The organism is Xanthomonas sp. A1809, from assembly GCF_017746015.1.
GTDB classification, from domain to species: Bacteria; Pseudomonadota; Gammaproteobacteria; order Xanthomonadales; family Xanthomonadaceae; genus Xanthomonas; species Xanthomonas euvesicatoria.
On record NZ_JAGHWZ010000005.1, the window covers coordinates 974,432 to 990,675 of the forward strand.

A 16,244-nucleotide genomic window follows, 5' to 3' on the forward strand; every position below is an offset into this window, starting at 1 on the left:
GTACCAGGTACCGCATGTCGCTGCTCGAATCCATCGCTGTCGTGATCAACCTGCTGGGCGTGTGGCTCACCGCGCGGCGCATTCGCTGGTGCTGGCCGGTGGGCATCGTGGCGGTGGCGTTGTATGCGTGGCTGTTCTACCAGTGGAAGCTGTACTCGGACATGCTGCTGCAAGGGGTCTACGTGCTGACCCAGCTCTACGGATGGTGGCACTGGCAACCCGGCAACGCTGCAGACACGCGGATACGCCCGCTGCCGATGCCGTCCGCCGAACGCTGGCTTTCGCTGGGCATCGGCGCGGCGTTCGCTGCGGCGCTCGGCGCCTATATGCATTACCGCACCGATGCGGTGCTGCCGTGGCTGGACGCGGCGCTGGCCAGTTTCAGCCTGGTGGCCAGCGTGTGGGCAGCACGCAAGCGCATCGCCAACTGGGTATTGTGGATCGTGCTCGACTGCGTCTACGTCGGCGTCTTCATCAGCAAGGGGCTGTACCCTACTGCCATGCTCTACGCAGGCTTCGTGGCGCTTGCGGTGTACGGCTGGCATAGCTGGAAAACCCAACAGAACCAGAATATGGCTATCGCACGCTAAGCCGGTCGCGGTTTGCGCGCGCGTTCTTCTTTACCATCGCAACATGCACGCCTGCCACCTCATTTCCTTGCTCACGCCCTGCGTCTTCCGCCTGCGGTTCGCCGCATGAGCGTGTCGCGCCAACACACCATCACCGAAGCGATCTCCGCACAAATCTCAGCCGGCGAATGGGGACCGGATCAGCGCCTGCCGGTGGAACGCGCGTTGGCCGAGCGATTTTCCTGCACCCGCATCACGCTGCGCGAAGCGCTGCAGCAGCTTGAAGCCGAAGGCCGCATCTATCGCGAAAACCGCCGCGGCTGGTTCGTCAGCGCGCCGCGCGTGCGCTACGACCCCACCAGCATCGCCGGCTTCATGCAGTACGTGGCGGCGCAAGGACGCAAGCCGCGCACTGAATTATTGAGCGCCACCCGGCAGGTCGCGGGCGCGGCTTACGCCGCGGCGTTGCGACTGGACAGCCCGTACGACGAGGTGTTCGTCCTGCAACGTCGGCGCTGGATCGACCGCCGCGCAGTGCTGCTGGAAACCAATGTGGTGCTTGCGGACTGGGCGCCGGGCCTGCTCGAACACGATCTGGCAGGGTCGCTGTCCAGCGTGTTCAACCAGCGGCTGGGACTGTTCCTGAGCCGCGCGCAGCTGTCGATGCATCCGGCCGGATTGGACGCGACACAGGCGATGCTGCTGCAGTCCACGCCCGGCACGCCGTGTTTTCGGCTGCAGCGGATCAGCTTTGCCGAAGACGGCCGCGCGGTGGAACTGGATATCGAATCCTGGCGCCACGACGCATTGGATGTGGTGGTGCGGACCGAGGCGCCGACGCGGTCTGCTTTTTAGGGCCGGGAATTGGGAATTGGGAATTGGGAATTGGGAATCGTTGAAGAGCGTGCCGCATTGCTGCGTTCGTGGTGTGTGCGGCTTTGCTGCCACCTCGGTGTCATCAACAGCAGATTCGAAGCTACTTGATAGGCCGGATGACGTTTCGGCCAGAACGCATCGGTGACGTGCCGGCGGCATCGACGGGGCACGGCTGCTGATTGGGCGGTGGTTCCGCCTTTCGCCTGATGCAGGCATCACGACATCGATCCGGTCATGCGACAAGTGCGATCGCGAGAGCAGCGAGTGCGGCAGCGGAGTGGAACCTGCAGTTGCGATGTGCGCATGATCGGATGACGAACGTCGTCGTGCCTGCGTGATCCATGTAGATTGCGGACGATCACCGTGCCTGGCGGTGGGCAGGTCGTTCCGGCGGCGACGCTAGGCGTCGAACAACGCGCGTTGCAGGTCCGGTGGCGGGAGGTGCGCCAGGAGTTGCGTCAGCTGGTCGCGCTGCGCGCGCAACGGGTCGTGCATGAGGAAATTGGCCAGGCGCGCATGCCAGGCCGGCCAGCGGGTAGCCAGCGCGTCCATGTCGCCTTCGGCCGGGCGGCCCTCGTGCGGGGAGGCAACGAAGGCGGTGTCGCACAGCACGTTACGCCAGCCCAGCCCACCCATGCGCAGGCTCAGATCCACCAGCGCCGCGTACCAGGAGCCGTAACTGCTGGCGTCCAGGCCACCGGCCTTGCGCCGCGCCGTTCCACGCAACAGCACCGCATGCCCGATCGCCGACGGCAGTTCCGGGTGCAGCGGCGGCATCGCGGCACAGGCAGCCGCAAGCCGCTCGGGTGAATCCGGCATCGGGTTGAGTTCGCCCAGCCGCGGCCAGCTGCAGGCCTCGCCCACATTGCTCCATGGCGTGGCGGTGGCGATCGCGGCGTCGCGTGCAAAACACGCGGTCAGCTGCCGCAACCACCCCGGCAACGGGCAAGCATCCAACCCCAGCACCACCACATCGGCATCGCCGCAGGCGCTGAGCATTTCGTCCAGATGCGCCACCTCGCCCAGCATGCGCTGGCGACGGGTGTAATGCGCCTGCAATGGCGTGCGTGCCAGCCAAGGTTCGATCACTGCGCGCCCGCGCGGGCCGGCCTGCGCATCATCGGCCAGCCACACGCGTGTTCCTGCAGGCGTGGCCGCATCTAATGCGCCCAGACACGCATCCAGCGCCTCGTCGTCGGTGCCCACCGGCACCAGCACGACCGGCAGCGCTGCACTCATTGCGGCTTCTGGCTGGGTTTCAGAGGTTCCATGGCCTTGAATTTCTGGCCATATTCGTCGGTGAGATTGCGCGCTTCCTGCGGGTTACGCACGATCGACGGGGTGATCAGCACGATGACTTCGCGGCGGTTGCTGGTGCGGCTCTTGGTGCCGAACAGCGCACCGACCACCGGCAACTTGCTCAGGAACGGCACGCCATTGCTTCCATTGGTGGTGCTGTCGTCGATCAAGCCGGCCAACATGATGGTGTCGCCGCTCTGCACGGCGGCCTCGGTCTTGACCCGGCGCGTATTGATGTCGACATTACAGGCGGCCGCGTTGATGGTGGCGGTTGCAGACAAGCACGCGGTCGGTCGATCGCCCGGGCTGCTGACCTCCTGCACGATATCCAGGAACACCATGCCGTCCTTGGTGACACGCGGGCGCACCTTGAGGATCACACCGGTATCGATGTACTGCACCGACGAATAGCTGCTATCCACACCGATGCCGGTATTGATCGAGGTGGAGTTGATGGCGATGCGCGAGCCGACGTTGAGCGTGGCCTCGGCATTGTTGCGCACGAATACCGACGGGGTCTGCAGCAGACGCACGTCGGTGACCTTGTCCAGCGCAGTGATGATTGCGGCGGCATTTTTGCCGAGGAAGCTCCACGCCACCCCGTCACCAGTGACCTTGCCGGCAATATCGCCCCAGATATTGCGCCCTGCAGCACTGGGAAGTCCTGCACCTCCACCGAAGCCCGGGCCGTTGCTATTCGAGTCAGTGGCCGCATTGACCGCATTCTCGAAATACCAATTGACGCCATAGCTCAACTGGCCCGTCAGGTTGACCTCGGCTACCTGCGCCTCGATATGCACCTGCATCGGCATCACGTCGAGCTTCTCGATGACGTCGCGGATCGAGCTCCATGCCTGCGGCGTGGAGCGCACCAGCAAGGTATTGGTCTCGGCCACCGCCGAGACACCCACCTTGTCGCCGGCCACTTCCAGCGTCACTGCGCCGTTGCCATTGCTGCGCGGCGACAGCTGCAGGCTGCCGTTACCCAAACCACCACTGCTGCTACCGCTGGTGCCGAAACCGCTGCCCGACGAACTGCCATCGCTGCTGTCGCCGATGCTGCCGCCGGTCATGCCGGAGCTGCTGCCCAGGCTGCTGTCGCGGTTGCCGAGCGTGCCACCGAGCACGCTGGTTTCGGACCCCGGCGCCAGCGACGCATTGGAATCGCCACCGTTGCTGCGGCCACCGAACACTTCCGAAAGCCGATCGGCCAGGTCCTTGGCCTTGATGTACTTCAGCTCGTAGGAGAACAGCCGCACGCCGCCACCGGCGCTGTCGATACGGTCCAGCCATTGCTGGATCTGATCCAGATAACGCGGCTGCGGGGTGATCACCAGCACCGCGTTGGCGTTTTCCAGCGGCATGAAACGGAACATGCCGGCGCTGGGGGTCTTGCTCTGCTCGCCGAACACCTTTTCCAGATCCGCACTGACCTTTTCGGCCTTGCCGGACTGGATCGGAAACACGCCCACCGACATGCCCGACAACCAGTCCACGTCGAAGATCTGCACGGTGCGCAGATAGTTTTCCAGCTCCGCGCGAGTGCCGCCCAGGGTGATCACATTGCGCGCCGGGTCGGTGCCGACGATGGCATTCGGGCGCGCGTACGGCTCCAGCACCTTTTTCATTTCGCTGGCGGAAATGAACTTCAGCGGCACCACGCGCACCTCGAAACCGCGTGCGGCAGAGGGCGATGCGGTGCTGGGCGCCACGGTGCCGGCCAACGCCTGGTCGGCCGGCACGATGTTGTAGCGGCCACCGCTGAATACCATGCGGGCGTTGTTCCAGCCCAGCACCATCTCCAGCAGGTTCAGCGCCTGCGCGGGCGACACCGGATTGGGCGTGGCCAAGGTCACGGTGCCCTGCACGCCGGGCGCGATGACGTAGTTCTGGCCGAGCATGTCGCCCAGGATCGCCTTGACCACCGCCTGCACCGATTCGCCTTCGAAATTGAAGGTGGCACTGCCGCTGCTGGCCATGCCCAGCGTGGGCGCCGGCGCGGACGCGGCGCCCTGGTTGATCATCGTGCCGCTGCCGCGCCGGATCACCGGACTGGGCTTGGCACTGGCGTTGGCGTTGCCATCGGCAGCCTGCTCGGCGGCGGTCTGGGTGGCGCCGGCAGCACCGACTTGCGGATCCAGGCGCGCGTTGCGGCGCACGTCCGGCGGCGGAGTGGTGGCGCAACCGGCCAGCAGGCCAATCAGCAGGGACACGGGAAACAGGCGCGGCGTCATGCGTTCACTCATTGGGTCTGACCGGGGGTAGAGCCGCTCTGGCGCTGCTGTTGCAGCTGGCGGCGTCGGGCTTCGATGCGTTCGCGGATGGCACGCATCTGATCGTCGGAGGGGCGTGGGGCTTCCTGCGCGCCATCGCTGCGCTGCGGCGGCACGGTTGGCGGTGTCTGCCCGCCTGGCTGCTGCTGTTGCACCGGCGCGACCGGTTGCGGTTGCGGCGGCTGCGGCGGGACAAGTGCGGCAGCGTCGGGGGACGGTACCGGCGGGGTGGCAGTGGCGGCACCCCGTGCGGCGGCATTGGCGGTGGGCGGCTGCCCGCCCTGGCCGTTGAACACATGCAATTCCAGGGTTTGCGTGCCGCTGGGGCCTTCGATGGTTGCGCTACGCGGCTGCAGGGCGAGCAGGCGCCAGCCTTTCACCGCTTCGCCGCCCAGCTGCACGCGCACCGAATCCTGCGGGTCCAGGGTCAACGTCGCCATCTTGAAGTTGTCCGTCAGCAGCACGCCGGTCAGGCGTACTGTCGAAGCGGCGCTGCTGCCATCGTTGCCGGACAGGAAGAACGGATGCGGCAGGCGGTCTTCGGCAAACGCCGGGTGCGCGGCGATTTCCGAATATTTCTCGAATGGGCCCAGGCGCTCCGGCGCCGGTGCCGGCAACGTGGGCAGACGCTGCACCAGCGCCGGGTCGTCGGGCAGCAGCTCGACGCGCTTGCCCAGGCCGGCGACGGCCAGCACGCACACCAACAGCGCCCAACCGACCACGGTGGCCAGCAGCCAGGTGCGCAGGCCGATCATGTCAAGGCGCATTGCTAGCCTCCGCCGCGTTGGGGGCAGCAGGTGCGGCCTCGTTGTTCAGCGGTGCGGCGCTGGCGCCCGGGCGCAGATAGCCGGCCAGCTCGAAGGCGATATCCAGGCCGTTGCCGCTTTCGTTGGGCGAGAGCTGGTAGCGCTGCGCCATCACGTTGAGGTTGTCCACGAACAAGCGCGGCGTGCCGTTTTCCAGGCTGTACAGCACCGAGGCCAGTTCCGGCGTGCCGCAGCGCAGACGCACCTGCACCGCCACGCGGGTGAAGCGGTTCTTGCTCTCCGGCTGCAACGGCGAGCGATTGCTGATGGCGCAGCTGCGGTTGCCAGGACTGGCCTCCACCACCGCGCGTTCCAGCCGCTGCACCAGCCCGGCGGAGGCGAGTTCGGCCGAGGTTTCCGGCAGGAAGCCCGGGCGGCTTTCCAGCGTCTGCCGCGCCTGCTGCAGCCGCTTGCTGACTTCCGGCGCCTGCTGCAATTGCACGCGCACGCGCAGCTCGCGTTCGCGCAGCGCCTGCAGGTCGTCCTGCACCGCGATCATCGGTTGGGTGAACCATGGGTGCACCAGCACCAGGTAGGCCACGCCGATCACCAGCAACAGCAGGCCCAAAGCGATCCAGCGATCGCGCTTAACGCTGCGTGGCATCGGCCGCCTCCTTCGCATCGGGGCCGGCAAGCTCGGCGGTGATGGTGAAACGGTCGACATTCCGGCCGGCATCGCTCTGCAGCACGCCGGTCAACGACGGCGTACGCCACAACGGCGAGCCTTCCAGACGACGCACCAGCGAAGAGGCTTCGTTGCTCAATCCGATCAACTGCAGTTGCCCGCCTTCGACCGAAAATTTTTCTAGATACGTGCCACCGGGCAGGCGCCGGCTCAGTTCGTCCCAGATTTCGACCGAGGTCGGGCGGGTGGCGCGTTGCTGCTGGAAGAACCGCGCGCCTTCGACCAGGTCCATCAATTGCTGCCGTTCGGCAGCGACCTTGCGCGCGCGCGCGGCGTTGGCCTGCACCTTGGCGCGCAGATCGTCGGCGGCCTGACGGCGGTTGTCGAGCAGCAGCCAGCCGGCAACGGCCAGCAGCACCAGCGCAGAGGCGGCCAGCAACAGGTTCCAGCGCTGCATCGGGTCGCTGCGGCGCAGGCGTCGCGTCGGCGGCAGCAGGTTCACGCCCAACGGCAGGCCATTGGCGTCGGTCACATCGATGCCCGACAGCGCGCTGTTCCATGCGTCCGGCACACCGGCCGGGCCATCGATCATGCGTCGCGGCACTACCACCAGTTCGGCATCGAGCTGGCCGTCTTCGCGCACATCGAGCACGCGCGCATCGAAATACACCTGGTCGGCAGTGAACGGGGTTTGTCGATCGATCTCGAAACGCGCCACGTCCTGCAGGCGCGCCGCTGCCGCTGCGGGCAGGCGCAATGGCCGGCGCAAGGCGTGCGCGGCCGGCAACAGCCAATGCCGCGGCAGGCCTTCAAGCGCTGTCGGCAGCAAGCCATTGACTTCCTGCGGATGCACCGGCCACGGCAGGCTGGCGACGGTGTCGCAGCTGTGATCGCGCTGGCGCAGCAACTGCAGCGTGTCGCCATCCTGTTGCAACAGCAGGCGTGCCTGCGACAGGCCCAACTGCCATTGCCACCGCTGCGGCAGCCAGGCCAGCAGCGATTGTTGCCACCAACGCCAGAAGCCTCCGGCTCCCGGCATGGCGCGTACGCCGATACGACCCAAGGTGTCCCGCCATGCGGTCATTGCACTGCTGCTCCCTCTTCCCAACGCAACACGGTATAGGCCGACCCTGGTAATGCGGACGCGCTGGTCGACACCACCGCCCGCAACACGGCCTCGCGTCCCTGACTCAGTCGCGCCCGGCTCTCGATACTATAAGTGTCAGACCCACCGACCGTCGCCTCGCTGCCCGGCAAACCCAGCGGCGCGTCACGCTGGGCCAGCAGTTGCTGCGCGTCCAGACCCATCGCGGTGAGCACCGGGGCGGGCGCAAAACGCGCTTCAGGCCGCGAACGACCGCTGTACAGCGTGACGTTGGGCAACAGCTTGCGATACAGCTCGCCGTCGATGCCCAACACCAGGCGCAGTTCGCCCAGGGTTTCGAATGGACTGTCTTTTGCGCCATACGGCAGCCCGGCATCGGCGTAATCGCGATCTTCCGCGCCACCGCCGGGCTGGCTCAATGAATCGCCATCGCGCCAATCGACGATGGCACCGGCGATGCGCCCGGCACTGGCCTGCTCGCCGCCCACCGCGCGCACCAGACCGGCGAGCAAGGTGGGCTCGGCCATGTTCAGATCCACCTTGCCGCTTTCATCGGTGATACGAATCTCCACGCTGGCATCGTCCATCTGCCAGCGATAACGTCGGCCGTCCGGGCGCCAGCGTGCCTGGGTGTCGGCATCTTGCAAGCGAAACAATGCGTATTCCAGGCCAGAACGTGCGTACTCCTGCGCCTGCGCGCCGTTGCGCAGCATGCTGCCCTGCAGCGCTTCCACGCGTGCGGTGAGCGCGAACGCACCGATCATCGCGGTAAGCAATGCGATCAACCACAACACCAGCACCAGCGCGGCACCGCGCGAACGACTCATTGCCCTGCCCCCGGGTTGCTGGATTGCGGCAACGCCACCACCATCGGCGGCCATGCGGCATCGTCGCTGCGGATGTCGATGCGCACCATCAGCGGCAGGCGGTCGTGCCATTCCCACTGCGGCAGCCACGCGCTCAGGCGCCCGGTTTGCGGATCCATGCCGCGATACCGAAAACTCACCTGTTGCACGCCTTGGGCAAGGATCTCCGGCGGCAGCGGGCTGCTTTCTTCGATCGACTTGCCGGACTGCAGCATGGTCAAGGCAATCAGCAGGTTGCGCCGATCGCCATCGCCGGCGACCGACAGGTCGTGCAGATACGGCCCGCCGCGTCCCAGGTAATCGGGCACGTCTGCGGCAAAGCGCAGGCGTTGCGGCTCGCCGATGAACAGGATCGGCTGCTGGCTTTGCGTATCGATGCCCATGGCGATCGGCAATGCGGCGGCCAGGCGCCGCCGCAGGAATTCTTCCACCGCACGTACGCGCTCGCTGCGCTGTGCGATCGCTTCGCCGCGCTGACTCACCGCACTGGCCGAGCGCAAGGTGGCAAACGCCAACGCCAACCCACCGACCAGCAACATCGTGGCCAGCAGCACTTCGATCAAGGTGAAGCCTGCGCTGCGCGAACGGCTCATGGCGGGCTGCCCTGCGTGTTGGCCGCCACCAGCCGCAACGTGCGCCATTGCAGCATCTGATTGGGCTGCTCGCCCCAGCGCACCACCAAGGTCAATTGCAGCAGCCGGTGCGCGCCGGGCGACATCGGCGCCTGCGGGTTGCGCCGTGGCTCGTCGTACGGGCGCACGTCCATCGACCAGCGAAAGTGGCCGTTTTCGAACGTGCCTTGTTGCTGCTCGGGCTGCAGCGGCTTGTCGATGCCCTGCACGGCCAGCAGCGACTGCGCGTGCAAGGTGGCGCGCGTGCTTTCATCGGCCGCGCGCACCTGGCGTGCGGCGCCGGACAACGACCCCAGCAACAGGGTCAATGCCAACGCCAGCAGCGCAAAGGCAACGATCACTTCGATCAGGGTGTAACCGCGCTGACGCTTCATGGCGCCGGCGTCCGCAAGGGGCCAGAACGCACCTCACCGGTGATCCAGCCCACGTCCACGCGCCATCGGGCGTCCTTGACCTGCAGATCGATGCGCCCCCCGGTGGACGCACCATCCGGAAAAAACTGGATCGCGCCCTGATCCTGCCGCGATTGCACCTGGCGCGCGCCGGTGAAGCGCACTTCCAGCGACGGCGGCAGATCGCCGTGATGGCCGCCGGGTGCTTCCCAGCGCCGCTGCTGCGGGTCGATCAGAAACCGCTGCGGTGTGCCGGTGGCAATCGCCTGGGTGCGCGTGTAGCGCAGCTGCGAGGCGATGGCCTTGCCGGCAGTGCGCAGGCGCATGCCGTCGATGCCGCCGTTCAATGCTGCGGCAGCAAGCACGCCGGCCATTGCGATCAACGCGATCGCCAGCAGCATCTCCAGCAACGAGGTGCCACGCGCGCGTGCCCGACCAGGGCCGACCACTCCATGCCGATGACGCAACGGCTGACACGCAACGCGCATGGCGAGCGCTTATTGGTACTTGATGTCCGCGTCGTAACTGCTGCCACCGGGCTTGCCGTCCTTGCCCAGGCTGATCAGATCGAACGGCTGACCGTCGCCGGGCGCGCGGTATTCGATGGCGTGGCCCCATGGGTCGTTGAGTTCGGCCGGCTTGGCATACGGGCCCAGCCAACCGCTGCTGTCGCCGGGCTGGGTGACCAGGTCATCGAGTTTGCTCGGCAACTTGCCGGTGTCGAGCTGGAAATTCTCGATCTTGCCGGCCAGCGTCTGGATCTGCGACTTGGCAAGATTGGCCTTGCCGCGATCGGCACCGCCCAGCACGCGGCTGCCGACCAGCGTGAGCACCGCACCGATCAGCACGATGACGATGATGATTTCCAGCAAGCTCATACCGGCCTGGCCTGCGCGCGACGGACTGCGGGTGATGGAACGCTTGATCATGAACGATTTCCTTGCACGTCGATGAAGGATGCTGCCGCCAACACATGACACGGCGGGCATTGCAAAGGTTCCCGCATGGGTGTCGTGCGGTCACCGGAACGTTGTGGTGAATACGCTGCCCGGTCAAGCGCGTGGCTGACAGGGCATTGCGCGCGCTTGGCCCTTGGACGCGGCACACGCGCGGGATGTGCAGTGTACGAGCGCGCCATGCCGATTCCGAGCAGCGGCTGTGCCCAAGTGAAGACTGCACCGTTGCGCAGAGCTCCGCTCTCAGCCGATTGCATTGGTGAGGTCATACAGCGGGACCAGGACCGAAATGATGACAAGCCCCACCACCGAGGCCAGCACCAGCGTGATGAACGGCACCAGCGCGGCCAGTGCGCGGTCGATGGCCTGCGCGGTTTCCAGCTCGAAGGTGTCGGCGGTCTTGAGCAGCATCGTGTCCAATGCGCCGGATTCTTCGCCCACCTGGATCATCTGCAGCGCCAGCCGCGGAAAGCGCTTGCCGCGTGCCAGCGACATCGACAGGCCATGGCCGTTCTTGACGTCGTCGGCCGCATTGGCAACATCCTCCACCAACGCCAGATTGGACATGACGTTGCGCGCGATGCCGATCGCCGCCAGCAACGGCACGCCATTGCGCAGCAAGGTGCCCAGGGTGCGCGTCAGGCGTGCGGTTTCCAGCCGGGCAATCAGGCTGCCGACCACCTTCTGGCGCAGCAGCCATTGGTCCAGCGATGCACGGAACGCGGCATTGCGACGCTTGCGATCCAGCCACAGCCCCAGCACGCCCGGCACGACGATCAGCACGATCCACCAGTCGCGCACCAGCAGGCCCACGCTCAACACCGCCTGGGTAAACCATGGCAATGCCACATCCAGGCTTTCGTACATCTGCGCAAATTGCGGCACCACGTAACCGAGCAGGAACAGCAACGCACAGCCCACCACCGCCAGCAGGATGGCCGGGTAGATCAGCGCGTTGATCACCTTGCCCCTGAGCGCACGGCTGCGCTCCAGATAATCGGCCAGCCGCTGCAGCGTGTCCTGCATGCTGCCGCCAGCTTCGCCGGCGCGCACCATGTTGATGTACAGCTTGGAAAACAGCCCGTGCTGGCGCTCGAGTGCGGACGACAACGGCGCACCGCCGCGCACGGTATCGCGCACATCGCCGATCACCCGCCGGCTTTTTTCGTCTTCGGGCAGATCCATCAGAATCGACAGCGCGCGGTCCAGCGGTTGCCCCGCGCCGATCAACGTGGCCAGTTGCTGGGTGAATTGCACCAGCGCCGCATTGTCGAACGGCTTCTTGCGCAGCAGCATGCGCAGCGACGGCGAATCGTTTTCGCCGGTGGCCAGGCGCGTTTCCACCGGCAGATGGCCCTGTTCCTGCAGACGCAACGCCACCTCGGCATCGCTGGCCGCTTCCATCTGGCCGTCGAGCATTTCGCCGTGGGCGTCCAGAGCCTTGTAACGGTAGAGGGGCATCAGGCTGGGAGGCCGGGATTGGGGAATCGGGAATCGGGATTCGGGAAAAGCACATCGCTGCGTATTGGCGACATCGCGCACGCATCGCTGTCCACGCACAGCGGAGCCAGCGGGTGGCTGTGCTGGCGGTTCGTTGGTCCGGTGCCTGCCAGGCGTGTTTCTGCCGCCTTACCGATCACGCATCCTCCGTGACGCGCAGGACTTCTTCGATGGTGGTTTCGCCGCGCAGGGCCTTGGACAGCCCATCTTCGTACATGGTGCGCATGCCGGCCTGGCGGGCGAGTTGTTCGATTTCGCCCATGCCGGCACGGCGCATCACCGCACGGCGCAATTCGTCGTTCATCACCAGGAATTCGACGATGGTGGTGCGGCCCAGATAACCGGTGGGCGCGGTGGCCGAGGGTCGCGGGCGATACAGGAAGATCTCGCCCTCCGGTTGCAGGCGACGCAGGTCGAACCTGGCGATTTCTTCCGGCGAGGCGGCGTAGCGCTCGGCGTTGGCCAGGTCGAGTTTGCGCACCAGGCGCTGCGCCAGGATGCCGTTGATGGTGGAGGTGAGCAGATAATCCTCCACGCCCATGTCGAGCAGACGGGTGATGCCGCCGGCCGCGTTGTTGGTATGCAGCGTGGACAGCACCAAGTGGCCGGTGAGCGCGGACTGGATCGCGATGCGTGCGGTTTCCAGGTCGCGCATTTCGCCGATCATGATGATGTCCGGATCCTGACGCACGATGCTGCGCAATGCGTTGGCGAAATCCAGCCCGATCTGCGGCTTGGCCTGGATCTGGTTGATGCCTTCGATCTGGTATTCCACCGGGTCTTCGACAGTGATGATTTTCACATCCGAGGTGTTGAGCTGGCTCAGCGCGGTGTACAGCGTGGTGGTCTTGCCCGAGCCGGTGGGGCCGGTGACCAGCATGATGCCGTGCGGTTGCTCCAGCACCTTGCGGAACTGCGGCAAGAAGTCTTCGGTAAAGCCCAGCTTGTAGAAGTCGAACACCACCGTTTCGCGATCCAGCAGGCGCATCACCACGCTTTCGCCATGCGCGGTGGGCACGGTGCTGACGCGCAGGTCCAGCTCCTTGCCCTGCACGCGCAGCATGATGCGGCCGTCCTGCGGCAGGCGGCGCTCGGCGATGTTGAGCTTGGCCATGATCTTGATGCGGCTGATGACTGCAGCAGTGAGCTTGGCCGGCGGGCTTTCGCCTTCCACCAACACGCCGTCCACGCGGTAACGCACCTTGAGCCGGCTTTCGAACGGTTCGATATGGATGTCGGAGGCGCGCAGTTCCACCGCGTGCTGGATCACCAGGTTCACCAGCCGGATCACCGGCGCTTCGGAGGCCAGATCGCGCAGCGCTTCGATGTCGTCGCTGCTGTTAGCATCGCCATCGGCGGTTTCCACGATGGTGCCCATCGCACTGCGGCCCTGGCCGTACCAGCGCTCGATCAGGTCATCGATTTCCGAACGCAGGCCCACCTGCAACAGCAACGTGCAGCCGGTGGCAAGACGCACCGCATCAATGGCGTAATCGTCGTAAGGATCGGCGATCCACAGTTCCAGCCGGCCATCGCGTTCGCCGACCGGGCACAGATGAAATTGCTTGAGAAAGCGCAGCGACAACCCCTGCACTTCCGGCAGCATTTCCGGCGGCGTGTCGCCGAGCTGGCGTGCGTCCACCAACGGCAAGCCAAGCACGTCGGCGCAGGTTTCTGCATGATCGCGTTCGGACACCAGACCCAAACGGCCGAGCAAGGCGAGCAGGCCCATGCCGGATTCGGCCTGCAATTGGCGCGCGCGCAGCAGATCGGTGTCTTTCAGACGACGGCGTTCAAGCAGCGCATCGACGATGCGCGTCTCCGCACTTCGATGCTCGATTGGATCGACGGCAACCGCGTTCACACTCGTCTCCACTGGTCCGGCGCCGACTGTAGCAGTTTGCCGCGACGATCAACCGCATGCATTTGAAACGCCCTGAAAAACAATGCCCCCGGCGATTGGCCGGGGGCATCGGTCACACTATTTCGCTACTTACTGTCGTGCAACGAGCGTCAGCTTCGCGTAGCTCGCCGCACCGACCAACTTGATGTAGTAAGTGCCGGCCTTGGGGACAGTGAAACGCACGGTTTCGCTGTTGCCCGGACGGGTCGACTTGGCGTCGTAGCTTGTGGCGCTGGGCTCGGCCTCGAAGCTGACGTACATCGACACATCGCCGGTGCCGCCGTAGGTCATGAAGCTGAGCACGGCGCCGGCCTTGGCCTCGAAGCTGTACAGCGTGGAGCTGCCGGCGGTACCGCTCAATCCAGCAACAGGCGCCTTGTTGGTGAGCGCAATGGCGCTCGGCGCGCAGCTCTCGGTGGCCGGGTCGCACGGCTCCTCCAGCACGGCTTCAAGCGCGGCCTTGGCGTCGACGATACCGCTGCCGATCGGGGTGCTGGCCGGCGGAGTCACCGGGAAGGGGCGACTGGTCTGCTTGAGCAGCGCTTCGACCGCAGCCGGGGTCAGCGGGCCATCGCCCAGACCGATGGCCGCGCTCTGCACCAGCGCCACGACGCCGGCCACGTGCGGCGAGGCCATCGAGGTGCCGCCTAGACCCATATAGGTATAGCTACCGGAGGTCGGCGTGGTCGCACCGGTGTACCCGGCCTGCCAGACGTAACCGCCCGGATTGCCGTCCACGCTACCGCCGCCGCCCGGGCCAGAGAGGTCGACCTTGCTGCCGTAGTTGGAGTAGTAGGCGATGCCACCGGTGATGCGCGTGGCGCCAACGGTGATGGTGTTGTTGCAGCTGGCCGGCGAATGGTTGGCCGCATCTTCGCTGCTGTTGCCGGCTGCGACCACGACGGTGGTGCCGCGCGACACCGCGCCATTGATCGCCAGCTGGGTGGCCGAATCGCAGGGCTCGCCGCCCCCGAGGCTCATGTTGATCACTTCGGCCGGATTGGTGTTGGCCGGCACGCCGTCGACGCTGCCGCCGGAGGCCCACACGATCGCATCGGCGATGTCGGAGGTGTAGCCGCCGCAACGGCCGAGCACGCGCACCGGCAGGATGGTCGCCTTCGGCGCGACGCCCGCCATGCCCACCCCGTTATTGGTCGCCTCGGCCACGGTGCCCGCAACGTGGGTGCCGTGCCAGGAACTTTCCTGCGCCTGCGAGCCCGCGTAGCAGACGTTGTCGGCCTCTTCCCAGTCGCCGTAATCGAGTGCGCCCGGCACGCGCGCATCGGTGGGACGACGCGAGACTTCGGCGTCGGTGATGAAGTCGTAGCCCTGCAGGAGATTGCCGGCAAAATCGGGGTGATCCGGCAGGATGCCGGTATCCAGCACCGCCACCACCACGCCTGCGCCCTGCGACAGATCCCAGGCGCCCGGTGCGTTGATGCCGCCGTTGGGGTTGCTCAGGTGCCACTGGTACTGGGCGTAGAACGGGTCGTTGGGAACCAGCTGCGGGCTCACGTCGGTGGCAGGAAGGCTTTTGCTGATATCGATCGGGCGCAGCATGCGGTCGATCTGCACGTCGGCCACGGATGGGTCGTTCTTGAGCTCGACCACCACTTTATCCACCTGCGCGGCGGTCAGCGTGCTGGACAGCTTGATCAGGTCCGAGCCGATGCCCAGCTTGCGCACATACGTCGCCTTGGCGGCGGCAGCGCTGCTGCGCGCGCCGGTACTGGCGCCAACGCGGCCCACCGCGGCCTGCACGGCGCTCAGCTTGCTGCTGCGATCGGTTGCAGCGGCGGTATTGTCCTTGTAGCGCACGATCAACCGGCTACCGAACGCTGCGCCGGCCGGGGCTGCCTGGGTCGGTTCCTTGACCAGCAGTTTGGGGGCGGCAGCGAGCGTGCCAGAGGCACCGAGGGCCATCATCAGGATGGCGCCGGTCAGCGGGTTGAGACGGAAATTCTTGTCGATCACGGTGAAGTCCTCTTCGTATTTTTCGTGAATCAGGCTTGGCGCAGCCGGCGCAATCGCTGCGTAGCCGCGGTGCGGTGCGCTGCGTCCTTGTCGGCCACCCCTGGTACGGCCATCACTCCATGCGAATCCGTTGGCCGGCCCAGCCACGGTCCTTGCCCGCCCCCTCAGGCCTTGCAGATCGCGACGGCGCACCTGGCGCCGCCGCGCTTGATGCGAGAACGCCTTACCAGCCGAAACCGGCACCCACGCCGATCGAGCTGTCGTCGCCGCTGAGTGCGCCGCCCACGGTGAGGGTGGCGCGCGGGCTGATCGCACGCTGGTAGCCCACCGACAACGCCGACTCGCCGTTCTGGAAACCGACACCGGCACCGATGCGGTTCTGCGAGGCGATACCGGCCACGCTGGCGGACATGTTCAACATCGCCGAGCTCATCGCGCCCTGGCGGTCCAGGCGACGGTTCTGCCGGC

At 66.1% G+C, this 16,244-nt stretch carries 16 protein-coding genes; 2 read left to right on the top strand and 14 right to left on the bottom strand.

The features are described from left to right. Positions 1 to 14 precede the first annotated feature (14 nt). Positions 15 to 590, top strand: coding sequence for a nicotinamide riboside transporter PnuC (gene pnuC, locus J7396_RS10345; RefSeq protein ID WP_065627750.1), 576 nt, complete (start codon positions 15 to 17; stop codon positions 588 to 590). A gap of 105 nt (positions 591 to 695) precedes the next feature. Next, entirely contained in the window at positions 696 to 1,424 is a 729-nt protein-coding gene (locus J7396_RS10350; protein ID WP_008573738.1) for a UTRA domain-containing protein, read from the top strand. 420 nt (positions 1,425 to 1,844) lie between these two features. Here the strand turns inward: J7396_RS10350 and J7396_RS10355 are convergent, their stop codons facing one another. From J7396_RS10355 to J7396_RS10420, 14 genes are all read right to left on the bottom strand, one after another. Then, complete coding sequence (locus J7396_RS10355) at positions 1,845 to 2,684, bottom strand: glycosyltransferase (protein ID WP_008573736.1); 840 nt, start codon at positions 2,682 to 2,684, stop codon at positions 1,845 to 1,847. Further along, the gene (gene gspD / locus J7396_RS10360) at positions 2,681 to 4,990 is read right to left on the bottom strand and encodes a type II secretion system secretin GspD (protein ID WP_014091050.1); all 2,310 of its coding nucleotides are present in this window, start codon (positions 4,988 to 4,990) and stop codon (positions 2,681 to 2,683) included. Before gspD ends, J7396_RS10355 begins: the two co-directional genes overlap by 4 nt. Next, the gene (gene xpsN, locus J7396_RS10365; RefSeq protein ID WP_209261400.1) at positions 4,987 to 5,784 is read right to left on the bottom strand and encodes a type II secretion system protein XpsN; all 798 of its coding nucleotides are present in this window, start codon (positions 5,782 to 5,784) and stop codon (positions 4,987 to 4,989) included. Before xpsN ends, gspD begins: the two co-directional genes overlap by 4 nt. After that, a complete protein-coding gene (gene gspM / locus J7396_RS10370) occupies positions 5,774 to 6,427 on the bottom strand; it encodes a type II secretion system protein GspM (protein WP_005913511.1) in 654 nt (217 codons plus the stop codon). The genes xpsN and gspM overlap by 11 nt, the downstream gene beginning before the upstream one ends. Further along, positions 6,411 to 7,532, bottom strand: coding sequence for a PilN domain-containing protein (locus tag J7396_RS10375; RefSeq protein WP_005913509.1), 1,122 nt, complete (start codon positions 7,530 to 7,532; stop codon positions 6,411 to 6,413). The genes gspM and J7396_RS10375 overlap by 17 nt, the downstream gene beginning before the upstream one ends. Beyond that, positions 7,529 to 8,380 (bottom strand): type II secretion system protein GspK, encoded by an 852-nt coding sequence (locus J7396_RS10380; RefSeq protein ID WP_005913507.1) that lies wholly within the window; start codon positions 8,378 to 8,380, stop codon positions 7,529 to 7,531. Before J7396_RS10380 ends, J7396_RS10375 begins: the two co-directional genes overlap by 4 nt. Then, entirely contained in the window at positions 8,377 to 9,012 is a 636-nt protein-coding gene (locus J7396_RS10385) for a type II secretion system protein J (protein ID WP_008576217.1), read from the bottom strand. The genes J7396_RS10380 and J7396_RS10385 overlap by 4 nt, the downstream gene beginning before the upstream one ends. Next, positions 9,009 to 9,425, bottom strand: coding sequence for a prepilin-type N-terminal cleavage/methylation domain-containing protein (locus tag J7396_RS10390; protein WP_008576216.1), 417 nt, complete (start codon positions 9,423 to 9,425; stop codon positions 9,009 to 9,011). Before J7396_RS10390 ends, J7396_RS10385 begins: the two co-directional genes overlap by 4 nt. Beyond that, positions 9,422 to 9,931: a GspH/FimT family pseudopilin gene (locus J7396_RS10395; RefSeq protein ID WP_209261401.1), complete on the bottom strand. Its 510-nt coding sequence runs from the start codon at positions 9,929 to 9,931 to the stop codon at positions 9,422 to 9,424. The genes J7396_RS10390 and J7396_RS10395 overlap by 4 nt, the downstream gene beginning before the upstream one ends. 9 nt (positions 9,932 to 9,940) lie before the next feature. Next, on the bottom strand, positions 9,941 to 10,372 hold the full coding sequence (gene gspG, locus J7396_RS10400) for a type II secretion system major pseudopilin GspG (RefSeq protein WP_003490502.1): 432 nt from the start codon (positions 10,370 to 10,372) through the stop codon (positions 9,941 to 9,943). A 270-nt stretch (positions 10,373 to 10,642) separates the two neighbouring features. After that, positions 10,643 to 11,860, bottom strand: a complete 1,218-nt coding sequence (locus tag J7396_RS10405) for a type II secretion system F family protein (RefSeq protein WP_003490504.1) — start codon at positions 11,858 to 11,860, stop codon at positions 10,643 to 10,645. Positions 11,861 to 12,035: 175 nt separating this feature from the next. Then, on the bottom strand, positions 12,036 to 13,763 hold the full coding sequence (gspE, locus tag J7396_RS10410; RefSeq protein ID WP_014091052.1) for a type II secretion system ATPase GspE: 1,728 nt from the start codon (positions 13,761 to 13,763) through the stop codon (positions 12,036 to 12,038). Between the two features lie 129 nt (positions 13,764 to 13,892). Next, the gene (locus J7396_RS10415; RefSeq protein WP_209261402.1) at positions 13,893 to 15,776 is read right to left on the bottom strand and encodes a diffusible signal factor-reguated S8 family serine peptidase; all 1,884 of its coding nucleotides are present in this window, start codon (positions 15,774 to 15,776) and stop codon (positions 13,893 to 13,895) included. A gap of 223 nt (positions 15,777 to 15,999) precedes the next feature. Continuing rightward, positions 16,000 to 16,244 (bottom strand): YadA-like family protein (locus J7396_RS10420; RefSeq protein WP_209261403.1); only part of this gene is annotated, 245 nt, incomplete at its 5' end.